Below are 25,857 nucleotides of genomic sequence, written 5' to 3' on the forward strand. Positions count from 1 at the left end.
CCCGGGCCTGCGCCTCAGGTGAACGCCGCATGAAAGAACGCTGTCAGAGGCCAGGCGGCACCCTAACGGGCATGCTGATGTTGGAAGCGCGACCAGTGCTGGTGCCCGTGTGGGGCGCCTGCGCCGCGTGCCCGTCGCCGCGTCCCGTACAATGGGCCGCACAAAGGGGGAACTGAATGGAACGGATTGCGCCGCTTGCCCAGGTGCTGGCAGAAGCGAACGGGATTGACTGGCAGAAGATTCAAGGCTCCGGAGCCGGCGGTCAGATCGTCGAACAGGACATTCTGAACTACCTGTCGCGTGTGATGTCTGGCGAGGAAGATCCGCCCGATACCCCGGTGGACCTGCCGCCGCCCGATTGGAACGGCGAGGAAGTGCCCAGCGCCGCCATGCTGAACCAGGCCGGCATGAACGCCGACATGCTCAGCCGCGCGGGCGTGGACACCGACCTGACAGCCTTTGTGGAGCAAACCCGCACCGCTTCCCCCGAGGTGCCGGCCACCCCCGCCCCCAGCAATCTGGACGAGGACACCGAGTTCGAGCTGGACGACGAGCCCGAAGTGGCGCCCGCCCCTGTTGCCGCCGCTCCGGTGCCGACTCCCCCTGTGCCCGAGCCCGTGGTGACCCCTACCCCCGAGCCGGTCATGCCTGCGGCGGCGGCCCCCATGCCCGAGCCCACCCCAGCGCCGGTCACCCCACCCCCGGCGGCGCCTGCGGCCCCGGCCGGTGGTCTGAGCAGCCTGCTCTCGCGCCTGTACCAGAAGCCGGCCCAGCCAGAAGCGGCGCCGGCCCCCGCACCCACCCCCATGCCCGAGCCGGTGGCCACCCCTGTGGCGGCCCAACCCGAGCCGATGCAGATCCCAGTGCAGCCAGAACCCGTGCAGCCAGAAGTGGCGGCGCAGCCCGAGCCGACCCCCGTGCCTGAGCCCACCCCTCTGCCCGAGCCCGTCGCCGCGCAGGCCGAACCTGCCGCCGAACCCGTGCAGCCCGAACCCACCCCAGAGCCGGTCGTGGCCGAGCCAGAGCCTGTGGCACCCACACCCGAGCCTGAGCCTGCTCAGCCGGAAGTGGCCGCGCAGCCTGAGCCGGCTGTGGTCCCCACGCCCGCTGCCCCCATGCCTGCCGCGCCGGTGCCGGTTCAGACCCCGGCTGCACCTGCCCAGGCCCCCACTGGCGGCGTGTGGTTCGGCACCTACCTGCGCCGGGGCGCAGACGTGGCCGCCCTGTACGACCTGCGCGATCAGGTCAGCCGCGCGCTCTCGCAGGAGCTGCCGCTGGGCCTGCTGGTCGCCCGCGCCGCGCAGCGCCACGCCGACACCCTGGGCCTGAGCAGCGTGGCCCTGGACGGACAGGGCCGCACGCACACCGTGGGCGGCGGCAGCCTGCGCGACGCCGTGACGGCGCTGGACACCACCTTTGACGGCACGCCCGACCTGCTGGTCGTGGACGCCGCCGCCCTGGACCTGGACGACCTGCACTACCCGCAGACCGTGACCCTCAGCGTGGGCCGCACCGAGAACGGCCGCGCCACCCTGAGCCTGAACGGCGACGTGGAAACGGCACGCGCCGCGCAGTTCCTGGCGCAAGTGGCCGGCACCCTGGAACAGCCTATTCTGCTCGTGCTGTAAAGCAGACCAAGAAGGCGGCGGACGTGAATCTCACGTCCGCCGCCGCCTTTTGACCCATACAAGCCTGAAGGGAGCCATTTGCAGACGGTGGAATCCAAAGAGGGAGAGCAAAAACACAGCAGGGTCCAGGCATGGTGTTGGTTCACCTGGGCAGTTCTGGTGTGCAGGGCTGACAAATGGCCTCTGCATTTACATCTCTGGGTCTGAATCAGCCCAGGTTGCGCGGCCTCGTGCAGTGAAGAGGAACGCAAGCAATTGTGCCATCTAGAAAACACCAATCCACTGGCTCGCCCCCCAGAAGCCTGAAAGGAGATACACCGAGCTTTTACATGGGGGACACACCAGGAGCGCTGCGGCACTCTGAGCACAGGGTCACTGGCACAAGTGTCCTCAAACCGTCCCCACTTCCGAAAGGTTTCGCCAGCTGATTTGTCTAAAGACGTTGGTCTCTGTTCCAGCAAGTCACGTGAATTTTGAGCCTGAGCGGCGTCATCTCAAAGTTGCCATCTGGCACTGGTCCAGGCATTGGCGGTCTTCTCACCGCCATCATCTGAGCTCCCTTGATCTGAAGGCAGCCTTGAGAGCTTGTTGGTCCAGGCTTCGCACCTGAAGCCAATTCGGGTATTTCTCCCCAAGTGGACCAGCCGAACTTTCTAGGTTGGGGTTCTGCGGCGCCCCTGGCCCGCCCTCAGGAGCCTGCCCATGACCCAGACCTTTTCCGCCGCCCGGCGCATCCCAACCCCCTCCGCCCAGAGCTACCACCTGATTTGCCGTGGCGAGGCCCAGGCCACCCGAGGTGCCGTGACCCCGCAGGTTCAGGCTGTCCACAGCGCCATTCGCAGCAAGATTCTGGCAAACGATTTTTCCTGTGTTGCCGCTCGCGCCTCACTGAATACAGACTGCTACGCGCTGGGCTGTTACGGTGAGCTGACCGCAGACAGTACGGCGCAGATGCTGGCCAGTGACCTGAGCCGCTTCCTTCAGGACCAGGACCGCATGGGATCAGGCTTCACGTCCATGATTGCCACCTTTGACGGTCAGACACCAGCCGATGAACACGAGTTCGAGGCGGCGCTGTGGCACCTCCTGCGGGCCATACACCGCCTGGATGACGCCGATTACAGCCCTGAGGTCAGCTGCGACCCGAATGACCCGCGCTTTGGATTTTCATTTGGAGGCCGCGCATTTTTTGTGATTGGCCTGCATCCTGGCAGCAGCCGTCTGGCTCGCACCTTTCCTTTTCCGGCGCTGGTGCTGAACGCCCACCGCCAGTTTCAGGCGCTGCGCGATACTGGCCGCTACGGCCGCATGCAGGACACCATTCGCACCCGCGAACTGAAGGGGCAGGGCAACCTGAATCCCAACCTGGCCGATTACGGTGAGGCCAGCGAGGCCCGCCAGTATTCTGGCCGTGCGGTGGAGGCTGACTGGGCTGCCCCTTTTCCGCAGGCACCACAGGGCCGCTGCCCCTTTGGTCACAGTTAAGCAGCATGCCTCTTGAGCAAAAGTTGTGGCAGCAGGCGTGTGTAGGACCCTGGCCGCTAGGGTGAACGCCATGAGTCTTCCCACCCACCGTATTCCCCCGCAAAGCGGGACAGGTTTTCTGCTGCGGCGCGGCGACGTGCTGGTGGTGATTGATCCTCAGGGCGAGCAGGTGGCCGATCTAATGGCCTTTGCCCAGGAGAACCGCGAGGAGTGGCTGTCGTCAGGCCGCACCTTTGACTACAACGAGACTATTTACCTGACGACCGGGCATGTGCTGTACAGCAACCGCAGCCGCCCCATGTTCACGCTGCTACGCGATGACGTGGGGCGGCACGACTTTTTATTGACCCCCTGCTCGACAGAAACCTTTGAACTGCTGTATCCGCCTGGTACTGCCGAGGGCCACCCGAGCTGCTTTTCCAACCTGATGTCGGCCTTTGCGCCCTACGGCATCTCGCCCGACCAGATTCCTACCACCCTGAACATCTTTATGAATGTGCTGGTGGATGAGCGCGGCCAGGTCAAGATTGGCCCGCCCATCTCGCAGGCGGGTCAACGGCTGGAACTGCGCGCTGAAATGGACCTGGTGGTGGGTCTTACGGCCTGCTCTGCAGAAGGCAGCAACAACGGCACCTTTAAACCGATTGATTACTTTGTTCGGCCAGCAGCTGAAGACATAGAGATCTAAATCTCAGCTCAGCCCCGGCACGTACCCCGCCACCTCGGCCAGCAGGTCGCGGGCGGTCAGGTCAATACGCACGGGGGTCACGCTGATAAACCCGGCCTGCACCGCGCCGTAATCGGTGTCCTCGTCGTGGGCGTCGGCGGCGCGGCTGGTCCCGGCAACCCAGTGGTACTCCCGGCCCTCGGGGTCAGCCCGCGTCACGATGGCGTCTTCCCAGCGGTGTTCGCCCACGCGGGTCACGCGCACACCCCGGGGAACACCATGCGGAAAGTTGACGTTCAGCAGTGTCCGGGGCGGCAGGCCGCGCGCCAGCACCTGCTGGGCCAACCGGGCGGCGTACTCGGCGCTGCGGCCAAAGTCGTACTCGCCGCCTGGCGTGGCCTGCTGGCTGAAGGCAATGGCCGGCACCCCCAGCGTCATCCCCTCAATGGCGGCGGCCACTGTCCCAGAATGGGTCAGGTCGTCGCCCAGGTTGGGCCCCAGGTTGATGCCGCTCACCACAAGGTCCGGCAGGCCGGTCAGGTGTACGCCCAGCACCACGCAGTCGGCCGGGGTGCCGTCTACCCGGTGGGCCGGCACCTCGCCAAATCCGGCGGCGGCCGTGTGTTTGAAGCGCAGCGGGCGCCGGATGGTAATGCCGTGGCCAACCGCACTCTGCTCAACATCGGGGGCGCTGACCACCACATCGGCAAAAGTCGCCATCGCCAGGCCCAGCGCCTTGATGCCGGGGCTGAAAATGCCGTCGTCGTTGGCCACCAGCACGGTGGGCCGGTCTGCCTGTCGCTTGTGTGCTGCCATACCGCAGCCTAGCGCGGGCGCTTCAGTCGGGGCAGAGGACGTTGTGCTGAGCAGAGCGAGTGGTGTGCTGCTGCCCTTGAAGCTCAGAGCACCACGAAAAGCGCAGAGACTCATGCTCAGGCGAGTGGTCCCCCGCCTCCCCCTACCCAACGCCTTGAACTACTGTCCCGGTGTATGCACCTGCACCGGGCCACTGCCCCAGATCAGGTTCACCGTGACCTTGTGCTTGGCCGTGTCGTAGTTGGACGTCTGATAGGTGCCGCTCAGGCTATCCCCTACCGCCACGGTCCTCCTCTCCATAGTCAGCGCGCCAGATTCAAAGCGGTTCACGACCAGTTTGAGGCCCGTGTTCTGGGGCACATAGAGGTCCAGACTGCCGCTTTCCTGCCGCACCTGTGCTGTCAAGGAGGCCGCAGGGAGCTGAATGTCTACCGGCCCCGACCCCATCTTCACGTTCAGCCGGGTCAGGGGCAAGCCGCGCAAGTTCAGGTCCTGGCTTCCAGATTCCTGGGTGACATTGAGCGCCAGCGGCAGTTTGGGGCTCAGGCCCACGTCCCAGGCGCCTGAGGTCTGGCGGGCACCCACATAGGCCACCCCGTTTTTAACAGTCGGCTTCTGGCTGCCCAGGGTTGCACTCACCGCATGACTGAGGGCTGCTGTGAAAATGCCGCTGCCAAAGGTCAGGGTGACATCCACGGCGCGGTAGGTCTGCGCCGCAGCCAGACCAGTCAGAAGAAACGAGAGCAACACGGGAGCGCGCATGAAACCTCCAAAGACAGGGGACGAGGGCGGAACTGAACTGCGGTCATCCTCAAGTCGCCGCATGACGCCTCTATGAGCAGCAGCCCAAGCAGAAGACATAAAGAGGCTTTCCACTACACCCAAAGCCCAACATTTTCCTTCTTCAAAAGAACGATCCAGACGGATTGATCTGTCTTGACCCAGCTACAGACTAAAGACCAGCATTGTCTCGGTTGCCCCACTCACCTAACACTCGGCCAAGCCAGCGACTGGGTGGATTCACCCAAACGCCAGAGTCCCTGGGCACGATGACCCCATGTTCAGAACACCCAAATTGATCGGTGCCCTGGCCCTGGCCAGTGTGGGCTCAGTGGCGTGGGCCGAGCAGTACGTCCTCTCGACAGACTTTGGCCTCTACCAGCCGGCCACCCTGAAAGCGACCCTGAACGGTGTTCCGGTGGCCCTTTACCACAACGCCAACGGGTCGCTGGATGTCACGTCGCTGGTCAAGAAAGGCAAGAACACGCTGACAGTCGAGTGGATGCCAGGCAAGAACACCAACTCTTTTAACAAGTCAAGCCTCACCTTTGGGGCCCGGAACGGCAGCCAGTGGAAAACGCTGCTCAACCGCGTGGTCGAGAAGGGGACGGCGGCGGGCAGCACCAGCTTCGTCTTTATGGGCAACCCCAGCGCCGCGCCCAAGCCGGGCAAGATCGTGGTGTCTGGCAAATTCAGTCAATCGCAGCCCGCAGAATTTGAGGTCGCCCTGAACGGCGAGGTCGTGGCCAGCATGAATACAGACGGCAACACCGACCTGACTCCTTTTCTGAAAGCCGGGAAGAACGTGGTGACCGTCAAATACACACCCGGCAAGAACACCAATTCCTTTGCGGTTTCGACCCTGACGGTCGGCCAGCAGGTCGGTGACAAATGGAACAGTCTCCTGAAGTGGGGCCTGGGCCACGCCGATACCAAGCCAGGGTCGTTCACCTTTCCTCTCTACCGCTAAGGGGTACTAACAGAGCCACAAAAGCAAACGGCCGCGATCTCCCTCTTTTTGCTGCCGCAGTGTCAGGTCGAAGAAGGTACGCTGTGGGCACGATGAAAGCAGCGTCGGCCTTCCTGATATGCGGCCTGGTGGCGGGAGGCGCGGCGCTGGCTTCTGTTCACACCGAGCAGGTGCGGGCGCCTTCGGGTCGTCCCCTTCAGGTGCGCCGCGTGGCCTGCGCAGCGCCAGGCCGGCCCCCCCTCAGTGCGGCCCTCACCCTGGAAGAAGCAGGCCCCCTTCATTTTCAGGTTGTGCAGCTGGCGACCAACGCGGCCGGGGCCGAGGTGCTGGCGACGGGCCGCGCGCTGCCGCAGATTCAGCCGCATTACCAGCGGTATGTCACTCAGGGCCAGCCCATCGGCCGCCTGACCCTCTCGGCCCTGCTGGGCACCTGGCGCCTGTTTGGTCTAAAGTTTGACTGGGAAAAGGTCACCTACCGCTGCGCGCTGTCGTAGGTGACCTCAGCCGGGCCGCCTACTTGCCCTGCTGGGCGAGGCGCAGGTAATAGGCACTGCTCTTGTCGGCGGGGTCCAGCGTCACGGCCTGCTCGTAGGCACTGGCGGCGCCAGGGTACTCCTTGCGCTCGTAGCGGGCGCGCCCCAGCCAGGCCCAGGCTTTGGCGTACCGGGGGCTCTGCTCGGTGGCGGCCTGAAAGCCGGCCTCGGCGCCGGCCTTATCGCCCGCCGCGTATTTGCTGTACGCCGCGCGGAAAGTCTGCACGGCGCCCAGCCCGTACTGCTGGGCTTCTTGCACCAGCGTGAGGTTATAGCGGTCGGCGGCCGTGGGACTGGGCAGGGCCACCAGCGTGGTGTAGGCGTCGGCGGCGGCGTCAACGTTGCCCAGGTCCAGCGCCAGGCGGCCTGCTTCACGCTGGGCCTCGGCAAAGGTAGGGGCCAGGCGGGCCGCCGCCTGAAAGCCCGTCAAGGCCTGCGCCTTCCGTCCGGCTTCCAGGTCTGCGTAGGCGCGGCTGAAGGTGCGGGTGGCCTCAGGGCCGTACTGGGCGGCGCGACTGGTTACCCCGCGCAGGTAGGTCAGGATCTTGTCGCCGGGCGTCAGGGCCAGGGCGCGGTCGTACAGGGCCAGGGCCTCGGCGCTCTTGCCAGCTTCCAGGGCCGTGCGGGCCGCCCATGTGGCGCACAGCACGTTGGCCGGGTCAAAGCTCAGGCACGCGGCAAAAAACGAGGCGGCCTGCTCAGGCTGGGTGCGGGTGTAAGCCGCGTAGCCCAGGTTGTACTGCACGGTGGCGGCCGACTTGGCCTCTGCACTGTTTTTTGCCGCGCTGGGCGCCACCTTAAAGTAGGCGGTCCACGCCAGTTCCGCCTGACGCCAGAAGCCCACCTCGGTATAAATCTGGGCCCGCAGCCGCAGCACGTCAGGCTGGTCGGGCGCCGCCTGCACAGCGGCCTCGGCAGCGGCCGCCGCCTGTTTCCACAGGGGCTGGTCAATGTTGGCGCTGCCCTTGGGATAGGCGGTGCGGGCACGGGCGGCCAGGTCGCGCGCCTGGGCCGCCAGCTGGGTCGCGTTCTGGGCCGCCGTCAGGGCGCTTTGCGGCGCGGTAGGGGCTGCCGGGGCCGGGGTGGTTTGTGCCAGCGACATGGACGAGGTCAGGGCCAGCAGCAGGGTCAGGACACGCATGGCGCCATCACAGCAGCCGGGGCTGACCCCCAGCCTCTGGCTTCCCTAAGGGTGTATTTACCCTTCCCAGTTCCGGGGCAGGTCAGGCAGAGCGGGCCGTCAAAACAGCCGGTCTGGTAAAACAGGGTACTGTGAGCGATTCCGCCTCTTCCCCCCGCATTTACCCGCTGCGCCTGTACGGCGACCCGGTGCTGCGCCGCAAGGCCAAACCGCTGCTGCACACCGACCGGCTGACGGTGCCTGGATTCTCGCCGCAGACCGTGCGCCAGGTGGCCGACACCATGCTGGAGACCATGTTCGAGGCGCGCGGCGTGGGCCTGGCCGCCCCGCAGGTGGGCCTGCCCGTGCGGCTGTTCGTGGCTGTGGAATACGACGACGATGAAGAGGAAAACGAGGGCAGCGACACCCCCCTGAAGTCACGGGTGCTGCGGGAGTACGTGATGCTGAACCCGGTCCTGCGCGTGATCGACAAGAAAAAAGACCGCTCGTACCAGGAAGGCTGCCTCAGTATTCCCGGCATCTACGAAGAAGGGGTGGCGCGCGCCCGCGCGGTACAGGTCAGCTACACCGACCTGGACGGCGTGGCCCGCGTCATTGAGGCCGACGATTACTTGGCCCGCGTGTTTCAGCACGAAACCGACCACCTGGACGGGGTGCTGTTTCTGGACCGCCTGCCCGCCGAGGTCACCGAGGACTACCGCCGGGAACTGCTGGCCCTTCAGCAAAAGGCCAAGGCCTACCTGAACACGCTGGCCGCCCGCCCCCCCGGAGAGGGCCGTTGACCCCGCCCCGCGTGGCCTTTTTTGGCTCGCCGGCCTTTGCCCTGCCGGTGCTCGCCGCCATTCAGGCGCAGTTTGAGGTCGTGCTGGTGGTGGCCCAGCCGGACAAACCCGTGGGCCGGGGGTTAAAGCTGACCCCGCCCCCGGTGGCAGCCCGCGCCGCCGAACTGGGGCTGCCCCTGGCCCAGCCGAAGAAACTGCGCAGCAACGCCAGCTTTGAGGCCCTGCTGCGCGAATCCGGCGCCGATGTGGCCGTCACCTGCGCCTACGGCAAGATTCTGCCGGCGTCTCTGCTGGGGGTTCCCCGCTTCGGCTTTCTGAACACCCACACCAGCCTGCTGCCCGCCTACCGGGGCGCGGCGCCGATTCAGTGGGCGCTGATTCGCGGCGAGACCGTCACGGGCACGACCGTCATGCAGACCGACGAGGGCATGGACACTGGCCCGGTGCTGCTTCAAGAGGCGCTGCCGATTGCCCCCGAGTGGACCAGCCTGGACCTCGCCGACGCCCTAAGCGCCCAGGCGGCCCGGCTGATCGTGACCGCGCTGTCGGAGGTGGAGCGCCTGTCTCCGACCCCTCAGGACGGGGCGCTGGCCACCCACGCGCCGATGCTGACCAAAGAGGACGGCTTCGTGCGCTGGGGTGAGAGCGCCGCGCAGATCGTCAACCGGTCGCGTGGCGTGGCCGCCTGGCCACAGACCACCGCGTTTCTGGGCGGCGCGCGGCTAAAGCTGAGCGGGCTGAGCAGGGCCGAGGGTCAGGGCCAGCCCGGCGAGGTGCTGGCGGTTTCAGAGGAGGGCCTGCTGGTGGCCGCCCAGACAGGCGCCGTTTGGATTCAGACCGTGCAGCCCGAGGCCCGCAAGGCCCAGCCCGCCCAGCTGTGGGCCCAGGCAGCGGGCGTCTCGCGGGGCACCGGCTTTGACCTGTGGCAACCCGCAGCGGACTGACCACGTAGTTCTTTTCTGTGAGCCTCGCCTTTCCGCTGACCCTGACCTTCAAATTCAGCCTGCTGACCGAACTGCGGGTCACCGACGCCGGGGGACATCTCATTGCTCTGGTCAAGGAAAAGACCTTCAGCGTACGCGACGAGGTCAAGGTGTATGCCGACGAGGCCCGTACCCAGCAGACCCACGGGATCCGCGCCGAGGGCTTTCTGGCCGGCGCGCTGGACTGGAAAGCCCGGCGCCTGATGCGCCGCGCCGACGGCACCCCGGTTGGGGCCTTGCAGGCGCAGGGCGTAAGGACGCTCTGGGGCGCCCGTTACGACCTCCTGGGCCCTAGCGATGAGGTCCGGTTCAGCCTCCGTGACGACCACCCGTGGCTGGGCGTGCTGGAAGGCGTTATCGGCGCCATTCCTTTTGTGGGCGACCTGATCGCCATGGGTTTTGATTACCTGATCAACCCGACCTATACGGTCAGCGACGCAGGCGGGCAGCCCACCTACCGCGTCCATAAGAAACGCGGCTTTTTTTCACGCCGCTTTACCGTTGAGGCGCTGGGCAAGCATGACCCCGCCGACGATGAACTGGTGCTGCTGGGCCTGGTCCAGCTGGTGCTGCGCGAGCGCGAACGCGGCTGATGTCAGCCTCACAGCCGGAATGATAAGGATTTGTCGGCAACCCACCGCAGGCTACAAGCAGGGCTGCATAGCGGCGAGACAAGCTGGGAGAACACGACTCTGCCCATCCAATACGTCCTGAAATCAAAACTGTCCTGTCTTAGAAAGACTTGGCAAGAGCCGAACATGGCTGGGTTCCAGGCTCCGTATGGGCTCCTCAGTATTGTTGGGGAGCAGACAGCCGCCGGCTCAGCCTTTCCAGCTGGGCACGTCATTGCCGTACAGCGCGTGGGCGTCGCAGCGTTCCTTTAGGACGCAGACCGGACACCGGGGTTTGTGCCAGGAACAAACCTTTTGCCCGTGGGTCAGCAGGTTGATATGCAGTTCGTACAGGAAGGGCGGGTCGGGTGGCAGGACCTTCAGCAGCGCCCGGTGCGCGGCCTGTTCGCCCATCTTGGGAATGGCACCGACGCGGGTGGTGATGCGGTGAACGTGGGTGTCCACCGGAAACACAGGCCGGGCGTAATTAAACAGGAGGACCAGACTAGCGGTCTTGACGCCCACGCCGGGTAAGTCAGTTAGCCACTTCAGGGCGTCTTTGACCGGCAACTCTTTCAGGAAATCAAGGTTGTAGCCGCCCGGCGAATCCCGAATGGCGACCAGCGTCTGCTGAATGCGCGGCGCCTTACTCTCGGGGTAGTTGCTGCGGCGAATAGCGTGGGCCACCGTCTCCACGGGCGCGGCGATGATGGCGTCCCAGTCCCCCAGAGTCCTCAGTTCCTGATAGGCAGCGTCCTCGTCGCGCCAGTTGGTGCGCTGCGAGAGAATGGTGCTGATCAGTTCGTGCAGCGGATCACGGCGGGGCGAGAGCGGCTTCTCGCCGTATTCAGGCCGCACCTTCTCCTTCATCCACACCAGCAGTTCGGCCCGCTCCTGCTCTGGGCGGGCCGCATTCAGGCGAGGCTCGCCGGTCATCAGGAGTGGCTCAGGACTGCGGCTCGGCACTGCTTTCGACCTCATCACGGCCCCCCTCGGCAGGCTCGGGCTTGGCGGCTGGGTCGGCATTAGGGGCTTTGCCACGGGCTTCTTCGGGGGCATTCTGGCGCTCGCCCTCGGCAGGGGCCTGGTTGGCGGGGTCGTAGCCGGGCTTGGGGTCAGTCATGGTGCCCAGCTTGCGCGTGGGCAGGGGCCGGGCACACAAGAGGGGTGTAAAGAGAGGTTCATCTCTGGACCCAGATAGAGGGGGCCGCTGGGCCAAAGAGAAAAGGCATGTCGGAGACTCTGCCGACATGCCCTAGGCTCAAGAGCCCTTCGTGCTTAGCAACCAGTCTTCAGGGGCCCCAGGTGTTCGTGGACCAGATGGCGCGGGGCGCGCCGCCCACCACCTCGTACAGCACCACATTGCCGTCGTCCTGCACCTTCAGGTAGGCGCCGGGGTGACCCCAGGTGCTGGCCGTCCAGACGCGCTGCCCGTTACTTCTGTACAGCGCCAGGTGACCGTCACCGCCCAGGGTCAGGCGGGCCGCTGCCGTATTGCCCCAGGTCTGAGAGGCCCAGGCCGCCCGGCCGCTCTTGTACAGCACCAGGTTGCCGTCGCCCTGCATGATCAGCACGTTGCGGCCGCTGCACGACACGCGCTGCTCGTTGATGTTCATGGTCGTGTTGCTGGCCAGCGTGTCGGGGCAGACCACCGGGGTCACGGCGCCGCAGCCGTCACCGTCTTGCGACCGGAACAGCTTGTAGTACACCGCGCAGCTGTTGGCCGTCAGCAGCGAAGACGCATTCCACTGGTGGTCGCCGTCAAAGGTGCGGATAAAGCCCAGGGCGGCGTTGCCGGGCAGCCCTGCTGGAACGGTGCCGCCCAGATCCCGAATAACCTGCTCAAAGGTGCCCTGGCTCAGCAGCACCAGCTTGCTGAGGGTCAGCGTATTGGCCGTGGGCGCGAACGAGGCGAGGTTAAAGCGCTCCTGCGCGTTGGTGTAGCCCGTGTCGGTCAGTCCCAGGGCGCGGTTGAGCTGCGTGAGGGTCAGTGGCGCGCCGCCAGGCAGATTCATGGTGGCGTCGAAATAATTCTCGGGGTTGGTCATGCGCAGTTGCCAGTCATTCAGGCTCATGCCAGTGGCGTTTTGCACCACGCTGTCCAGCCGGTCCCGGATAAACTCCTTGACGAAGGCCAGTTCCAGCGGCGGCAGCAGGTCAAAGCCCGCAATCTGGCCGACCAAGTCTGGGGCGCCCATCATAGAGAGGACATGCCCGGTGACGTAATCGCCCAGCACCTGCCGGGCGCGGCTGATCTCCATACCGCCCTGGGCCAGGTCGCCGGTTGTGGTGGTGAAGATCAGGGCGCTGGAGATGTCCGCGCTGACCCGGGGCCAGGCGCGCAGGCCGGTGTCAATATCGGCACGCCAGTGTTCCTTGTACTCAATTTTCCAGGCATTGGCCGTTACGTAGGCGGCCAGTTGCAGACTGAGCGCCACGCGGCTGCAGCTGAAGTCCCAGGTGCGGCACTCCCGGATGCGGCGCTGATAGTCCGCTTTTTTCGCGTAGTACTCGTCAATGTCGCGCTGAAGGCCCGCCCGGCGCTTGGAAAAGATGGCCGGCACAGACAGGCGGCTGTCGTTGTGCTGGTACAGCCCATGCAGGGGCGTTCCGGGCTTGGCGTCAATCAGGTACTGGTAGATAAAGGATTCGGCGCCGCTGATGCTCAGGTCACTGCGGGTGACCAGGCCGCCCCCACTGACCCGCGCAATATTGGGCGTGCGCTTGCCGATATAGCCTTCGAGCACCAGATGCTGAACGGCGTTGCCGCCCAGCTCAAAGGGGCCGCCCGTGTAGTGGTTGACCAGGCTGTGCGCGAACATATCGCCGGCGGCGTGGGTAATGAAGCCGGTGGTAAAGGCCCGCGCCGCGCCCCCCTGTGAGCGGCTGCTCTGAAACAGGTGCTGCAACCAGGCGTCACTGTTGCCCGGAGAAATCTGCGGGTTGCCGGTGGGCAGGTCCCCCGGATGAATCATCTGCTGACCGGTCAGCAGGTCGGGGTAGGCGTCGGGGCCCACCACGCCGGCCCGGTACTGCGCCGCGTTCGTGCGCAGGTCCTGCAGCACCGTGGGGTCCACCGGGTACTGGCGCGTGGCCACGACCTGCCCGCCGCTCAGCTGCTGAATGCTGACCTGCCCGTCATCCAGAGCGTCGCGCATGGCTTCCTCGGCCACGGCGAGGTGGGTGCTGGGTTTCCAGGCGCCCGCCGTGCCGGCGCCCAGGGCCAACAGGGCCACGCTGCACAGCAGGGTTTGGTGGGCTAAGACGGGCAGCGGGAAGGTGGGGGCTAAGCGGCGCATTATTTCTCCTCCTGCTGGCCGGGGTGGTACGGCGCAAAACTGGCTTCGGTCTTGAGGGCCGCGCTGGGCTCGACAGGCTTCAGAGCCTCAGCCGGGCGCGCACCTGCCTCCAGGCTGGGCATGAGGCGCCCGTCATCGGTCACCAGATTGGGCTGGCCCTGGGCCACCAGCGTGGGCTGGCCGCCGGTCTGCACCAGCCAAGTGAAATCAAAGGGCCGGTAGTCACTGCCGCCCGTGGCCAGGGCGAGCACCAGCGCCTCTGGCCCTGCGCCCGCAGCCTGCCGGGCCGCCGCCGCACTGGGGGGTTTGGCCGGCGTGGTCAGGAGGGCCAGCCGGGGCCGGGCCACGCGGCGGATGTCCACAGCCTCATGGCGGGGAGAAGCGGCGTCCGGGGCCACCGGCACCAGCGGCAGGCGCACCCAGCCGGCCAGGTCGCCGCTGGGCAGCAGCAGGGGCAGCAGCGCCGCATCACCGACCTCGGCCAGCGTGAGCAGGGCGGCCGCCCCGGCCTGGGCATCAGCGGCGGCGTCCTCACCCGAGACGCTCAGTTCAACCGTCGAGCGGACCTCGACCGGCTCGCCCAGCTTCACGCTGCCGGCGCGCAGGTGGTCGCCGTCCATCAGGTCGCGCGCCCAGCCCGGCACCTCGCCGGTCACGGGGATGGCCGCCACGCCACCCTGGGCCTCAAAGGTCTCGGCGGCGCTGGTTGGGGTGTGCAACACCGTGGGATCGGCAACTTCGGTGGGCTCTGTGGGGTCTGCCGGCTCGGTGGGGCCAGTCGGGGGGCACTCCTGCGTGAACGTGTCGCAGGGAGCGGCGCGCTGGGCCTGCATGGCGGTCTGCGCCTGCACGGCCGCCGGGTTACCACCTGGGGTGGGCGTGCCGCAGCTCGACAGGGCCAGGGCCAGCGTCAGGCCAGCCAGGCAAAGCAGCGTCGGTGGGGGTGCAGCGGGGTCAGGTCTTGGCATGGCGTGAGCATGGTGGGGCCGCAGGGAACGCTCAGGGAACGCGGCGCCCTGGGGACTGCCCGCGCCCACCAGAAGGGCTAGACTGCCCCCAGCCATGACCCCTGTGCCCAGACGTTCGGCGGTGCCGCGCGCCGCCCGGTTCGAGCGGCCCCGCACGCACCTGCTGACCCAGCTCTCGGACACCGTTGACGTGCCCCTGATCGTGCTGGCCGCGCCGTCGGGGTACGGCAAGACCACCCTGCTGGCGCAGTACGCCCGCGTGACCCCGCGCCGGGTGGCCTGGTGCCGCCTGACCGGTGAGCAGGAGGGGCCGGCCAGCATCACGGCGCGGCTGGCGGCCAGCCTCCCGGAACTGGCCCCCCTGACCACTCCCGACGCGCGCACGCCTGCCGGCGCCCTGCTGGAGCAACTGGCGGCTGGGCTATCGGCCATCCACGACGGCGTGGACCTGATTGTGGACAACGTCGAGACCCTGGCCCAGAGCGAGTGGCTGGCCCGCCTGGCCGACGCCCTGGAAGAGGGGCACCGGCTGCTGCTGGGCACCTACAGCACCGAAGGCCTGCGGATTGCCCGGCGGCTAGCCGAGGGCCGCGCGCAGGTGCTGGACGCCGCCGACCTGGCCTTTACCCCGCAAGAAACGCAGACCTACCTTCAGGAGCGGGGAGGGCTGGCCGCCGCAGACGAACTGGCCCACCTGGGCGGCTGGCCCGCCGGCCTGGCCCTGGCGGCCCACGGCGCCCCGCGCCACGCGGGCGCCGACGACCTGGTGCTGGAGGCGCTGCTGACCCTGCCCGGCCCCGTGCAGGCCGCCCTGCCCGCGCTGGCCCCGCTGGACACCTGGAACGAGGCCGACGCGGCGCTGGTGGCCCCCGAATTACCGGCCGGCTGGCTTCAGGCGGTGCAGCGGGCCGGGCTGCCCGTCACGGCCCTGGGGGGCGGCGCCTTTCAGCCTCACCGGCTGCTGGCCGGCGTGCTGGACAGTCTGCTGGCCCGTGACGCCGGCCGCGCGGCCGCCGCGCGCGCCGTCGCCGCCGCCCTGGCCGAGGACCGCGGCGACCTGGCCCGCGCCGCCCAGCTGTTTCTTCAGGCGGGGCAGCCTGAAGCCGCCCTGAAGGCCGCGCGCCCGGTGGTGGGCGTCTACCGTGACCGGGGCGAGCATCTGCGCACCCGCGCGCTGCTGGAAGCCTTTGGGCCCGCCGGGCTGGACGCGCCCCTGCAAGAGCGATTGGCCTGGGCCCAGATCGAGACGGGGGCCGCCGCGCAGGGCGAGGCCACCCTGACGGCGCTGCGGGCAACAGAAGCGCTGAGCCCCGCTGGGCTCGCCTCGCTGGCGATGGTCAGGGGGCGCCAGGGAGACACCGCCGCGCAGTACGCGCTGGCGCGTGAAGGCCTGGAACGCGGCGGCCCCCCCGTCCCCGCCCTGTTCTGGCCCTTTGTGCAGGCAGCGCTGCGCCTGCGCGAGTTTGACGAGGCCGAGCAGGCTGCCGAGACCTTTCACCGCTGGGCTCAGGCGGGCAGCGACAGCGTGCGCCAGGCCGAGGCGTGGCAGTTGCAGGCCCTGGTGTGGCGCCACACCCGCCCGCCCGAAGCGGCGGCCCGCCCTCTGGCGCGTGCCCGCGCGGCCTACGAGGCCCTGGGCTGGCAGGGCCGTGCGGCGGCGGTGCAGCTTGAAGAACTGGAACTGGCGGTGCGGGCCGGACGGGCGTCTGAGGTGCTGGCCGTGACCCTGAGCGCATTAGAAGGCCGCCTGCCTGCCGAGGCCCCGGCCGCGCAGGTTCGCCGGCTCCGGCTGCTGGGCACAGTTCAGCGCCGACTGGGCCACCTGGACGCCGCCGAAGCGGCGCTGCGCCGCGCACTGCAAGTGGCGGGCGCCGCCGGCATCCACGCGGGCAGCGCGGGACTGACTCTGGCGCTGGCCGACGTGCTGCTGCAAGCGGGCCAGGCTCAGGAAGCGCAGGACTGGCTCTCAGCCGACGCCCCCGGCCAATCGCGGCTGCTTCAGGCGCTGCTGCGGGCGCAGGCGGCAGGGCAGCCCCTCCAGGTTTCGCCAGAGGACCTGGAGGCCGAGCCGGACGCCGAGACCCGCGCCCGTGCCCAGGCCCTCAGCCCGTCCGGGCAGGCAGGCGTCCCAGCACCGTCAGACCCGGCTGTCAGCGCGGTTCCCTACCTGCTGCACCTGGTCACGCTGGGGGACTGCCGGGCCAGCATCAACGGTCAGCCTGTGAAACTGGGGCTGGCCAAGGCGCGCGAGTTGCTGGTGTGGCTGGCGCTGCACGGCTCGGGGTCACGTGATGAACTGGTCACGGCGCTGTGGGACGGCTCGGCCGAGGAGCGGCATGTCGAATACTTCCGGGTGGCGGTGCGCCGGCTGCGCGCCGCGCTGCGCGATCATCTGCCCGGCGGCCTGGACCCCCTGCCCTACGCCGACGGCCGCTACCGCCTGGACCCGGTGCTGACGGTGCACACCGACCTTGAAGACGCCCCCGGCCCAGCGGCGCTGCGGCCTTTCTTGCCGGGGGTGGACACCGAATGGGCGCAAACCTTCCGTCAGGTGCAGGCGGGGCGCAGCGCCAGTGCCCTGCTGGACGCCGCCGCTGCCCTGCCCGCCCCCCAGGCCGCCGAAGCCTACCGCGCGCTCCTGCGCCTGGACCCGTTGCTGGGCGCGGCGCACGAGGGGCTGGTGCTGGCCCTTCAGGCGCAGGGGGAAGCCGCGCAGGCCCGGCAGGCGCTACACACCTACGAGCGGGTCCTGCGCGAGGACTACGGCAGCGGGCTGCCCGAGGGCTTCCTGGCGCAGCTGCGAGTCACGCCTCCGGTGCGCTGACCTGCCTGACGCTGGCCTGCCGCGTTCCCTGAAAGTTCCCAGGTCGCCCGGCATGCTGCCGGTCAGAGGACCCCCATGCCCAACCCCCTGACTGCCCTGCTGCCCCTGACCCTCGCTGCTCTGCTCGCTTCCTGCGGCACCGCCCGTGTGCCTGCCCCCCAGGCCACCGCCACCGCGCCGGCCCTGCGCGCCCTGAACGACGACATCTGTCCCTCGTGTGGCAAACCGAGTCACGCTGTCCAGGCGGCCTGGGTGTGGGCCAGTGAGGCGGGCGGCCTGCCGGAACTGGGCCAGCCCACCGACCTGATCGAGGTCAAGGTGCCCAGGCTCCAGGTTCTGGCCCAGGCACGCCGCGCTCAGGTCACCGTCAGCGGCAAGTGGCTGCACCTCTCCCTGGATGACACCGACGCTGTCAGCCTGCCTGTGGCGTGCATTCAGGGCCGGGATGAACCCCGTCCGGCCGGGCTGCCCGCCCTGACTGTCTCGCTGAGCGGCGCGGCCAGTAATGTCTGGCTGGGTGGCCAGGTGGCCCTGAGCCGCCCCGTGGACCTCCTGACCGCCTCGGCCGCTGGCGACGAGGTGTGTGCAGAAGAGTTTGGGGAGGGGTGGCACATGCTGAGGACCAACGAGACGGCGGACGCCCTGCCACTGGGGCTGTTCGTCAGCGACCTGTGGGCCAGTCGCGCCCGGCCATGAACCCGGCCCGCGCCCAGTGGCACGGCCTGAGTCCCAGCCTGCAGCTGCTGCTGGCCGACCTGCACCGGGGCTTTGGGCAGCAGGCTCTGACCAGCCGGTGGACGGCCGCGCACCACACCCAGGCCCTGGGGCTGCTGCGGCAACTGGAAGAGGCGTGGCGGCAGGAGCGGGTTGACCTCGACACCCTGCACGACCTTGAGGGGCTGACGGCCCACCTGGACCTGACCGGCACCGTGACCTGCCGCGCCGCGCTGGAGAGTATTCAGGGCCTCTTCAGGCGCGTGGTCGAGGCCACCTACGAGGTGCTGGCCGCCAACGATTAGGCTGGGCAACAGCGGAAGGACGGCGCATAGAGTAGCCGTCCTTCTGTCCATTCTGGTTTGTCTAGGCCCGCCTCATGCGGATTCCGCTTCATTGCAGCACAACAAAGACAGGCACCGTCTGCACTTCTATATCGTGAAATCCGCAGCTGTTCCTGCTCGCTCTCCTGCGGCGCTTTTCAAGCCTGCTGCGCCGCTGTCCAAGTCGCCCAGAGTCCGCCTCAGCTGTGCGTCATGTCCAGCGGGACGACCCACTGGGCAAACTCTTCATCAGTGACGTAGCCCAGGGCCAGCGCGGCCTCTTTCAGGCTGCTGCCTTCCTTGTGGGCCTTCTTGGCAATGGCGGCGGCCTTGTCGTACCCGATGTGCTTGTTCAGGGCCGTGACCTGCATCAGGTTGATGCTCAGGTTGTGCTCGATTTTTTCCAGGTTGGGTTCAATCCCCACGGCGCAGTTGTCGTTGAAGGCCAGGCTGGCGTCGGCAATCAGGCGAATGGATTCCAGCACGGCATGTACCATCACGGGCTTGAACACGTTCAGCTGAAAATTGCCCTGGCTGCCCGCAAAGGCCACGGTGGCGTCGTTGCCAAACACGCGGGTGGCCACCATCGTCAGGGCCTCGCTCTGGGTGGGGTTCACCTTGCCCGGCATGATGCTGGACCCCGGTTCGTTCTCGGGAATCACGATCTCGCCAATGCCGTTGCGGGGCCCCGAGGCCAGCCAGCGCACGTCGTTGGCCATCTTCATCAGGGCGCCGGCCAGGGTGCGCAGGGCCGCCGAGGTCTGCACCAGGGCGTCGTGGGCCGACAGGGCCGCAAATTTGTTCTCGGCGCTGCGAAAGGCGAAGCCGGTTTCCTCGCTGTACTTCTGCGCGGCCAGGTCACCGAACTGCGGGTGCGCGTTCAGGCCCGTGCCCACCGCCGTGCCGCCGATGGCCAGTTCCAGCAGGCCTTCCCCCGCGAGTTTCACCTGCGCCAGCGCGTAGTCCAACTGCGCCACCCAGCCGCCGATCTCCTGGCCCAGTGTGATCGGCGTGGCGTCTTGCAGGTGGGTGCGGCCCACCTTGACCAGTCCGGCATGCGCTTTGGCCTTGGCGTCCAGGGTGTCCCGCAGTTTGCCCACGCTGCCGTACAGGCGCTCATTCAGTTCCAGCACCACGGCGATGTGCATGGCGGTGGGAAAGGTGTCGTTGCTGCTCTGGCCCCGGTTCACATGGTCATTGGGGTGAACAGGCGCCTTGCTGCCCAGCTGGCCGCCCGCTATCTCGATGGCGCGGTTAGAAATGACTTCGTTGGCGTTCATGTTGCTCTGGGTGCCGCTGCCCGTCTGGAACACCACCAGCGGAAAGTGCTCATCCAGCGTGCCCGCAATCACTTCGTCGGCGGCCTGCACGATCAGGTCGGCGACCTCGCGCGGCAGTTCACCCAGGTCGGCGTTGGCCTGCGCCGCACCCTTTTTCAAGATGCCCAGTGCCCGGATCACCGGGCGGCCCCAGACAAAGGTGTCGCGGCCAATGGGGAAGTTTTGAATCGAACGTTCGGTTTGCGCGCCCCAGTAGCGGCTGGCGTCCACGTCCAGGGTGCCCATGGTGTCGGACTCTTTGCGGTAGCTCGTCATGGCCTGAGTGTACGGGGCAGAGGCTGTTACGGCCGGGGGAACGCGGCGCGGGGTCGCTGTCTTGAACAAAAGCGGCAGGATGACCCTGACCAGTAGGCGGAGGCGGCCCGCGTGGCCGGTCTGGCACAGTAAGGCATGTACCTGGAAGTCCTGCCTCATGTTCGGCTGCGCCAGCTGGTGCGGACCTACTGGCAGATCGAGGAATTCCACGCGCCGGGGCAGGAGGAACACCGCTTCATGCCCGAGCGCACGGTACGCCTGACCTTTTTCAGCGGCGATTCCTGGCAGAGCGGCGCCGCGCACAGTGACGCTCTGGAGCGCCTGCCTGGGGCGACCCTGACTGGCATGTGGCTGGCGCCCCGGCGGCTGGTGTCAGTGGGCCTCACGCGGGCGCTGGGCGTGGAACTGTATCCCTGGGGCGCGCGGCAACTGTTCGGCTGGTCCATGGCCATGCAGGGCCTGGACCTGGCTCCTGTGTCGGCGCCGGTCAGCCGCGCCATTCCCGCCCTGCTGCGGGCGGGCGCCTGGGCCGAGGCGCGCGAGGTGCTGGACGACTGGCTGCTGGAGCGCCTGGCCACCCATGAGCAGGCGCTGGGGGTGGCGGTGCAGGCCGCGTCTGCGCTGTATACCTCGCTGGGCACAGCGCGCATCGGGACACTGGCGGAGGAATTGAACGTGAGTTCCCGGCAACTGGAACGCGGGTTTGCCCAGGAGGTCGGCGTGAACGCCAAAACGCTGGCCCGCCTGATCCGCTTTGAGGAAGCGCATAACCGGCTGTACGTCAATCCGGACGAAGGGCTGGCGGGCCTGGCCTATGACCTGGGCTTTGCCGATCAGGCGCACCTGACCCGAGAGTTCCGCACGATGGCCCACATGACCCCGCGCGCCTTCGCCGCCTACGCCCGGCAGATGGCTCACCCCCACGACGCGCTGGCTCCGGTCACGCCAGTGGTGGCGGTGCCCCTGCCCTGACGGCGTGGCCTGGAAGATGCTGACCTGTCACCGAAGGTCTGGGCTTGAACGTCAGCCATTTCTAGAGTGAGCACAGCGTAGATCTGACTTGATTGAGTGGTCCCAAAGGCTGACAAACACGAAAAGGAGCAGCACCTCAAATAAGCCTGCCCTATACAGCGATTACTGAAGGGCCGACTTTAGGCACATTAGCAGTGGGCAGACTGGCGAGCATTCTCCGCAGAGAGAGTGGCCTGTTCCGAGAGCAGCACAAGCCTTCTGTCAAGTTGACTGCTTCGCTGACATGCCTGATTCGCCTGTTACTGAGCCGCGCTCAGGCGCTGAAAATGGCGCTGCGCCATGCCGAGCACCCACACAGGCCCAGGCAATTCCGAACGCCCAAAGGCTTCAGGCACCGCCAGCATCTCGTGGACTGCGCCGGTGACGGCGGCTTCCGCCTCCAGACTTGGAAAGCGGCCCACCAGGCCAAACAACGCAGAAAGTTGCCCGCGCACAACGCTCTCTAGCACAGATTCTTCTCTGGGCACGAGGGGACGCCGATCTTTAGCCCACACTCGTTTTCCGCCCATGACCATTCGCTCAGTGTGACGGCTTGGGTCAGTCTGCCGGAACGCCCCTCTTCATTGAAGGTGAAGTGATTGAGACGAATGCTGGGCCGCCTGGCCAAAAAAAGCCCCGCCTAAAGCGGGGTCTTGTGATCGTTCATAGCACCGTCCTGTCTATGACCTCAATTGTCGTCGTTGTCCGTGCTGGTCGAGCTGCCGCTGGCATTCAGATCCAGGTTCAGCACGCTGGTCAGGCCGCCCAGCAGACTTCCGCTGCTCTGGTTGCCGTCCTCGTTGTCAGAGCTATTGCCACTGGCGCCTAGAATGCCGCCTATAGCGCTATCCAGGCCCAGGTTCAGTTCACCCTGGCTGCTGGAGCTGTTGCCTTCGTCATCTGTGCTGCTGCTCTGGCCACTGGCATTCACGTCTGCGTTCAGCACCGCGCCCACCACGCCGAGCACACTGCCGCTGCTCTGGCTGTTGTTCTGCCCTTCGCTACTCTGGGCGTTGCCACTGAGCAGGCCGGTCACGCTGCTGCCTAGGTTGAGGTTCAGGCTGCCGCTGCTGCTGTTCGTCTCGGCGGACGCAACACCGGCGGTCAGGGCGAGGGCGGTCAGGGCGGTCAGAATCTTTGTCTTGGTCATGGTCGTGCCTCCTGAGACCTATGGTGCCGGGGCGCTGTGGCAACGGTTTGAGAGGACTGCCGGTCACCTTGCGGGTTGGGCCCCAGTTCTCATGGTCCAGAGCACGGCCACGGGCGGGAGGGCGCTGAGTCGCGTAGAAACCATGCGAAAGGCGTATAAGCCCTTCTCTGAGAGGACGGTTCAAAGGTGCGGGATGTGACAAAGTGAGGCGATCCAAACGCCGCTTCTCCGCATACGTGCCTGTTTAAAAACTGTCGCCGAACACCTGCTCCCGCTCACGCGGCCCAAGCAGATAAGGGCATGGCAGAGGTGCCGATTCACCTCAAATCGGGTTGGCGCCCTGCCACTGGCGCTTGTGCCTATCGGCCTTTGAGCGGCCCAGACCGAGACACACCAACACAGCTGGCAATCATGTCGTCTTTTTTCAAGAGCTGGCCTGCGCCTCTCCCCTACCCTGCGCCTTATGAAGCCTGCTGTCCCTCCCCGCCGACCGCCGCTGCTGTTTTTGCTGGCGACGGCCTTTCTGTTTTCGATTGGCATGACCCTGGTGTTTCCGGTGCTGCCTTTCATCGTGGCCGAGTACGTCCCCCAGGTGGCGCATCAGGCCACGGTCATCGGGTGGCTCAGCGCCACCTTCGCGCTGCTGTCGTTCCTGTCGGCGCCGGTCATGGGCGCCCTGAGTGATGCTTACGGCCGCCGCCCGGTGCTGGTGCTGAGCCTGCTGGGGTCAGCGGTGGGTTATCTGCTGTTCGGCATTGGCGGCAGCCTGTGGATGCTGTTTCTGGGCCGCGCCATTGACGGACTAACAGCCGGCGGCATGAGCGCCCTGTTCGGCTATCTGGCCGACACTGTCCCCGAAGAGGACCGGGGCAAGGTGTTTGGCCAGGTCGGCGCGGTGGTGGGCGCCGGGTTCATCATCGGCCCGGCCATCGGCGGCGCCCTGTCACACATCAGCCTCAGCGCGCCCATGTTTCTGGCGGCGGCGGTGTGTCTCCTGAACATGCTGTGGGGCGCCTTCGTGTTGCCCGAAAGCCTGGCCCCCGAACGGCGGCAGCGCCACTTTGACGCCGCGCACCTCAACCCCCTGGCACAGCTGCGCGGCGTGCTGGCCTTGCCGGCGGTGCGCCGTCTGGTCACCGTCAGCGTGCTGTTCATGCTGCCCTTTACCATCATGCAGACTGTGCTGGCGCTGCTGGGCCGCGACGTGCTGCACTGGGGCCCCGCCCAGATGGGCACCGCCTTTATGGTGGTGGGGGTGTGCGACATCGTGGCGCAGGGCGGGCTGCTGCCCCTGCTGATTCGGCGCCTGGGCGAACGGGGCGTGGCCACGCTGGGCCTGGCCCTGGGGGTGCTGGGCGCCCTGGGACTGGCCCTGCTGGTGTGGTGGCCCATCCCGGCGGTGATCTATGCCTCGGTCATCCTGATGGCCGTGGGCGAGGGCATTTTTACCGCCAGCCTGAGCGCCCTGCTGTCTCTGGCCACGCCAGCTGATGCCCAGGGCCGCGTTCAGGGCGGTGCCCAGAGCTTCAATGCCCTGGCGCAGGTCACCGGGCCCCTGCTGGCTGGTCCCCTGTACACCCGCACGGGCGGCAGCGGCACGTTCGGGGCCAGCGCCGTTCTGATTCTGGTGGCGTTGGGCGTGCTGGGCCTGCAGAATCTGACCTCTTCAAGAGGCACAGCAGGTGCGCAACAGTCGTAACTAGCCCTGCCCAAAGCGCCTGGAAAGTCACAGCCGCTATCTTGGTACATTGGTTCAAATGCAGTCCTACCTTGACCTGATGCGGCACGTGTTAGAATTTGGAGTTACCAAAACCGACCGCACGGGCACCGGCACGCGCTCCATCTTTGGGGCGCAGCTGCGTTTTGATCTGCAGGCCGGCTTCCCCCTGGTGACCACCAAAAAGGTGCATCTAAAAAGCGTGATTCACGAGCTGCTGTGGTTCCTACGCGGCGAATCGAACGTGGCGTCCTTACAGGCCAGTCGCGTGAGCATCTGGGACGAGTGGGCCGATGAACGCGGCGAGCTGGGGCCGGTGTACGGCGTCCAATGGAGAAGCTGGCCGACCCCAGACGGCGGCCATATTGACCAAATCGCCCAGGTCATCCAGCAGATCAAGACCAACCCAGATTCCCGCCGCCTCATCGTCTCGGCCTGGAACGTGGCGCAGATTGACGAGATGGCCCTGCCCCCCTGCCACCTGCTGTTTCAGTTTTATGTGGCCGAGGGTCGCCTGAGCTGCCAGTTGTATCAGCGCTCCGCAGATACTTTTTTAGGGTTGCCCTTTAACATTGCCTCTTACGCCCTCCTCACCCTGATGGTCGCGCAGGTCTGCGGACTCCAACCCGGCGAATTTATCTGGACAGGCGGCGACGTGCACCTGTACAGCAACCATCTGGAGCAGGCCAGGCTGCAACTGTCGCGCGACCCCCGGCCCCTCCCGACCATGCACCTGAACCCGGAGGTCACAGACATTTTTGACTTCAGGTACGAGGATTTCCGCCTCTCGGGCTACGAGCCTCACCCGGCGATCAAGGCCCCGGTGGCCATATGACCCGCCCCACTTTTGACGACCTGGGGCTGGCCACGGCCCGCCTGTGGGCCACCCGCAGCGCCGACAGCAAGGTGCAGGTGGGCGCGTGCATTCTGGACCGGCATCACCGCGTGGTCGGCGTGGGGTACAACGGCCGCGCGGCTGGTGAACCCAACGAGCGCGAAAGTCTGGTGCAGGGCGGCAGCGGCTTTATCCACGCCGAGGTCAACGCGCTGCTGGCCGCCAATTGGAACGGCGAGGGCCACACCCTGTATGTCACCCACGAGCCCTGCGCGGCCTGCGCCCGCCTGATTGTCAATTCGCGCCGCATCGGGCGGGTTCTGTACGAGGCCAATTACCGCGAAACCGTGCGCGTGGACGCCGGCCTGCCCAGCGGCGCCGCCATCCTGCGGAGGGCGGGCATTGAGGTGCAGTGCGTGACTGGAGGGGCGGATGACACCTGATACGGATTCCGTCCATTCCGGGAAATCCATGTCTTCTCCTTCTAATGGAACACATCACAGCTTGGACCAGACCCTGCCTGAACTGTTCGCCATCGTCGCCATGACCCCGGCGCGGGTGATTGGCAAAGGGGGCGGGATGCCCTGGCACCTGCCTGCTGACCTGGCGCACTTCAAGCGGCACAGCCGGGGCCTGCCCAACATCATGGGCCGCAAGGTCTGGGATTCTCTGGGGGGCCGGGCGCTGCCGGGCCGGCAGAACATTGTCCTGACCCGCAACCCACAGCTTGAGGCGCTGGGAGCTGAGGTGACCCACACGCCCGAAGCGGCCCTGCAGGCGGCGGGCGACGGGCCCAGAGTCGCCATCATCGGGGGTGAGGAGATTTACCGCCTGTATTTGGATAGGCTGACGCGGGTGGAACTCACCCTGATTCACGCTGACCTGGCGGGCGACACCTTTTTCCCCGAGTTGCCCGGCACCTGGGAGGTCGTGCAAGAGGCGTTCCGGCACGCCGACGAGCAGAACCCTTACGACCTAACCTTTCAGACGCTGGTGCGGGCACCCTAGCCCACCGTGCCTCTCCC

26 protein-coding genes are annotated in these 25,857 nt (G+C 66.8%); 16 read left to right on the forward strand and 10 right to left on the reverse strand.

Annotated elements, in window-relative coordinates:
• The first annotated feature begins 176 nt into the window (after window positions 1-176).
• The 3 genes from K7W42_RS17205 to K7W42_RS17215 all read left to right on the forward strand — a co-directional run bounded on the left by K7W42_RS17205 (window position 177) and on the right by K7W42_RS17215 (window position 3,801).
• A complete protein-coding gene (locus K7W42_RS17205; RefSeq protein WP_224576115.1) occupies window positions 177-1,628 on the forward strand; it encodes an E3 binding domain-containing protein in 1,452 nt (483 codons plus the stop codon).
• 702 nt (window positions 1,629-2,330) lie between these two features.
• The gene (gntA, locus tag K7W42_RS17210) at window positions 2,331-3,113 is read left to right on the forward strand and encodes a guanitoxin biosynthesis heme-dependent pre-guanitoxin N-hydroxylase GntA (RefSeq protein WP_224576118.1); all 783 of its coding nucleotides are present in this window, start codon (window positions 2,331-2,333) and stop codon (window positions 3,111-3,113) included.
• Window positions 3,114-3,183: 70 nt separating this feature from the next.
• Entirely contained in the window at window positions 3,184-3,801 is a 618-nt protein-coding gene (locus K7W42_RS17215; protein ID WP_224576120.1) for a DUF1989 domain-containing protein, read from the forward strand.
• A gap of 3 nt (window positions 3,802-3,804) precedes the next feature.
• On the opposite strand, the gene surE is transcribed toward K7W42_RS17215, so the two are convergent.
• Both surE and K7W42_RS17225 read right to left on the reverse strand, forming a co-directional pair.
• On the reverse strand, window positions 3,805-4,596 hold the full coding sequence (surE, locus tag K7W42_RS17220; RefSeq protein WP_224576122.1) for a 5'/3'-nucleotidase SurE: 792 nt from the start codon (window positions 4,594-4,596) through the stop codon (window positions 3,805-3,807).
• Window positions 4,597-4,755: 159 nt separating this feature from the next.
• Window positions 4,756-5,358 carry a toast rack family protein gene (locus K7W42_RS17225; RefSeq protein WP_224576124.1) on the reverse strand — a complete coding sequence of 201 codons (603 nt, stop codon included), beginning with the start codon at window positions 5,356-5,358 and terminating at the stop codon, window positions 4,756-4,758.
• Window positions 5,359-5,653: 295 nt separating this feature from the next.
• Between K7W42_RS17225 and K7W42_RS17230 the strand changes: the two genes are divergently transcribed.
• Both K7W42_RS17230 and K7W42_RS17235 read left to right on the forward strand, forming a co-directional pair.
• Complete coding sequence (locus tag K7W42_RS17230; protein WP_224576126.1) at window positions 5,654-6,346, forward strand: hypothetical protein; 693 nt, start codon at window positions 5,654-5,656, stop codon at window positions 6,344-6,346.
• A 92-nt stretch (window positions 6,347-6,438) separates the two neighbouring features.
• Window positions 6,439-6,840 carry a hypothetical protein gene (locus tag K7W42_RS17235; RefSeq protein WP_224576129.1) on the forward strand — a complete coding sequence of 134 codons (402 nt, stop codon included), beginning with the start codon at window positions 6,439-6,441 and terminating at the stop codon, window positions 6,838-6,840.
• A gap of 19 nt (window positions 6,841-6,859) precedes the next feature.
• Here the strand turns inward: K7W42_RS17235 and K7W42_RS17240 are convergent, their stop codons facing one another.
• Window positions 6,860-8,020 (reverse strand): tetratricopeptide repeat protein, encoded by a 1,161-nt coding sequence (locus K7W42_RS17240; RefSeq protein WP_224576130.1) that lies wholly within the window; start codon window positions 8,018-8,020, stop codon window positions 6,860-6,862.
• Between the two features lie 131 nt (window positions 8,021-8,151).
• On the opposite strand from K7W42_RS17240, the gene def reads away from it, so the two are divergent.
• Genes def through K7W42_RS17255 form a run of 3 tightly spaced genes read left to right on the forward strand, consistent with a single transcriptional unit; the run spans window position 8,152 to window position 10,378 of the window.
• The gene (gene def, locus K7W42_RS17245; protein ID WP_224576132.1) at window positions 8,152-8,802 is read left to right on the forward strand and encodes a peptide deformylase; all 651 of its coding nucleotides are present in this window, start codon (window positions 8,152-8,154) and stop codon (window positions 8,800-8,802) included.
• The gene (gene fmt / locus K7W42_RS17250) at window positions 8,799-9,746 is read left to right on the forward strand and encodes a methionyl-tRNA formyltransferase (RefSeq protein WP_224576135.1); all 948 of its coding nucleotides are present in this window, start codon (window positions 8,799-8,801) and stop codon (window positions 9,744-9,746) included. Before def ends, fmt begins: the two co-directional genes overlap by 4 nt.
• A 17-nt stretch (window positions 9,747-9,763) precedes the next feature.
• Window positions 9,764-10,378, forward strand: a complete 615-nt coding sequence (locus K7W42_RS17255; RefSeq protein WP_224576137.1) for a hypothetical protein — start codon at window positions 9,764-9,766, stop codon at window positions 10,376-10,378.
• Between the two features lie 228 nt (window positions 10,379-10,606).
• Here K7W42_RS17255 and K7W42_RS17260 read toward each other — a convergent pair whose 3' ends face one another.
• From K7W42_RS17260 to K7W42_RS17275, 4 genes are all read right to left on the reverse strand, one after another.
• The gene (locus K7W42_RS17260; RefSeq protein WP_224576139.1) at window positions 10,607-11,332 is read right to left on the reverse strand and encodes a monofunctional DNA glycosylase; all 726 of its coding nucleotides are present in this window, start codon (window positions 11,330-11,332) and stop codon (window positions 10,607-10,609) included.
• Between the two features lie 10 nt (window positions 11,333-11,342).
• Window positions 11,343-11,519, reverse strand: a complete 177-nt coding sequence (locus K7W42_RS17265) for a hypothetical protein (RefSeq protein WP_224576142.1) — start codon at window positions 11,517-11,519, stop codon at window positions 11,343-11,345.
• Window positions 11,520-11,688: 169 nt separating this feature from the next.
• On the reverse strand, window positions 11,689-13,695 hold the full coding sequence (locus tag K7W42_RS17270) for a hypothetical protein (RefSeq protein WP_224576145.1): 2,007 nt from the start codon (window positions 13,693-13,695) through the stop codon (window positions 11,689-11,691).
• Entirely contained in the window at window positions 13,695-14,663 is a 969-nt protein-coding gene (locus K7W42_RS17275; protein ID WP_224576146.1) for a hypothetical protein, read from the reverse strand. Before K7W42_RS17275 ends, K7W42_RS17270 begins: the two co-directional genes overlap by 1 nt.
• A 94-nt stretch (window positions 14,664-14,757) precedes the next feature.
• Between K7W42_RS17275 and K7W42_RS17280 the strand changes: the two genes are divergently transcribed.
• The 3 genes from K7W42_RS17280 to K7W42_RS17290 all read left to right on the forward strand — a co-directional run bounded on the left by K7W42_RS17280 (window position 14,758) and on the right by K7W42_RS17290 (window position 18,506).
• Window positions 14,758-17,487 carry an AfsR/SARP family transcriptional regulator gene (locus K7W42_RS17280; protein ID WP_224576149.1) on the forward strand — a complete coding sequence of 910 codons (2,730 nt, stop codon included), beginning with the start codon at window positions 14,758-14,760 and terminating at the stop codon, window positions 17,485-17,487.
• Between the two features lie 75 nt (window positions 17,488-17,562).
• Complete coding sequence (locus tag K7W42_RS17285; RefSeq protein ID WP_224576152.1) at window positions 17,563-18,183, forward strand: hypothetical protein; 621 nt, start codon at window positions 17,563-17,565, stop codon at window positions 18,181-18,183.
• Window positions 18,180-18,506, forward strand: a complete 327-nt coding sequence (locus K7W42_RS17290; protein ID WP_224576154.1) for a hypothetical protein — start codon at window positions 18,180-18,182, stop codon at window positions 18,504-18,506. Before K7W42_RS17285 ends, K7W42_RS17290 begins: the two co-directional genes overlap by 4 nt.
• A 218-nt stretch (window positions 18,507-18,724) precedes the next feature.
• On the opposite strand, the gene fumC is transcribed toward K7W42_RS17290, so the two are convergent.
• The gene (gene fumC / locus K7W42_RS17295; RefSeq protein WP_224576157.1) at window positions 18,725-20,119 is read right to left on the reverse strand and encodes a class II fumarate hydratase; all 1,395 of its coding nucleotides are present in this window, start codon (window positions 20,117-20,119) and stop codon (window positions 18,725-18,727) included.
• Window positions 20,120-20,254: 135 nt separating this feature from the next.
• Between fumC and K7W42_RS17300 the strand changes: the two genes are divergently transcribed.
• The gene (locus tag K7W42_RS17300) at window positions 20,255-21,091 is read left to right on the forward strand and encodes an AraC family transcriptional regulator (RefSeq protein ID WP_224576159.1); all 837 of its coding nucleotides are present in this window, start codon (window positions 20,255-20,257) and stop codon (window positions 21,089-21,091) included.
• 299 nt (window positions 21,092-21,390) lie between these two features.
• Here K7W42_RS17300 and K7W42_RS17305 read toward each other — a convergent pair whose 3' ends face one another.
• Both K7W42_RS17305 and K7W42_RS17310 read right to left on the reverse strand, forming a co-directional pair.
• Entirely contained in the window at window positions 21,391-21,600 is a 210-nt protein-coding gene (locus K7W42_RS17305; protein WP_224576160.1) for a hypothetical protein, read from the reverse strand.
• A gap of 218 nt (window positions 21,601-21,818) precedes the next feature.
• A complete protein-coding gene (locus tag K7W42_RS17310) occupies window positions 21,819-22,280 on the reverse strand; it encodes a hypothetical protein (RefSeq protein WP_224576162.1) in 462 nt (153 codons plus the stop codon).
• A 463-nt stretch (window positions 22,281-22,743) separates the two neighbouring features.
• On the opposite strand from K7W42_RS17310, the gene K7W42_RS17315 reads away from it, so the two are divergent.
• The 4 genes from K7W42_RS17315 (at window position 22,744) to K7W42_RS17330 (ending at window position 25,840) form a co-directional block, all read left to right on the forward strand.
• On the forward strand, window positions 22,744-23,979 hold the full coding sequence (locus tag K7W42_RS17315) for an MFS transporter (protein ID WP_224576164.1): 1,236 nt from the start codon (window positions 22,744-22,746) through the stop codon (window positions 23,977-23,979).
• Between the two features lie 58 nt (window positions 23,980-24,037).
• Window positions 24,038-24,832, forward strand: a complete 795-nt coding sequence (locus K7W42_RS17320; protein WP_224576166.1) for a thymidylate synthase — start codon at window positions 24,038-24,040, stop codon at window positions 24,830-24,832.
• A complete protein-coding gene (locus tag K7W42_RS17325) occupies window positions 24,829-25,275 on the forward strand; it encodes a deaminase (RefSeq protein ID WP_224576169.1) in 447 nt (148 codons plus the stop codon). The genes K7W42_RS17320 and K7W42_RS17325 overlap by 4 nt, the downstream gene beginning before the upstream one ends.
• Before the next feature lie 61 nt (window positions 25,276-25,336).
• Complete coding sequence (locus K7W42_RS17330) at window positions 25,337-25,840, forward strand: dihydrofolate reductase (protein ID WP_224576172.1); 504 nt, start codon at window positions 25,337-25,339, stop codon at window positions 25,838-25,840.
• Window positions 25,841-25,857: the final 17 nt, after the last annotated feature.

Origin of the sequence: Deinococcus betulae (genome assembly GCF_020166395.1) — a bacterium.
GTDB lineage: Bacteria > Deinococcota > Deinococci > Deinococcales > Deinococcaceae > Deinococcus > Deinococcus betulae.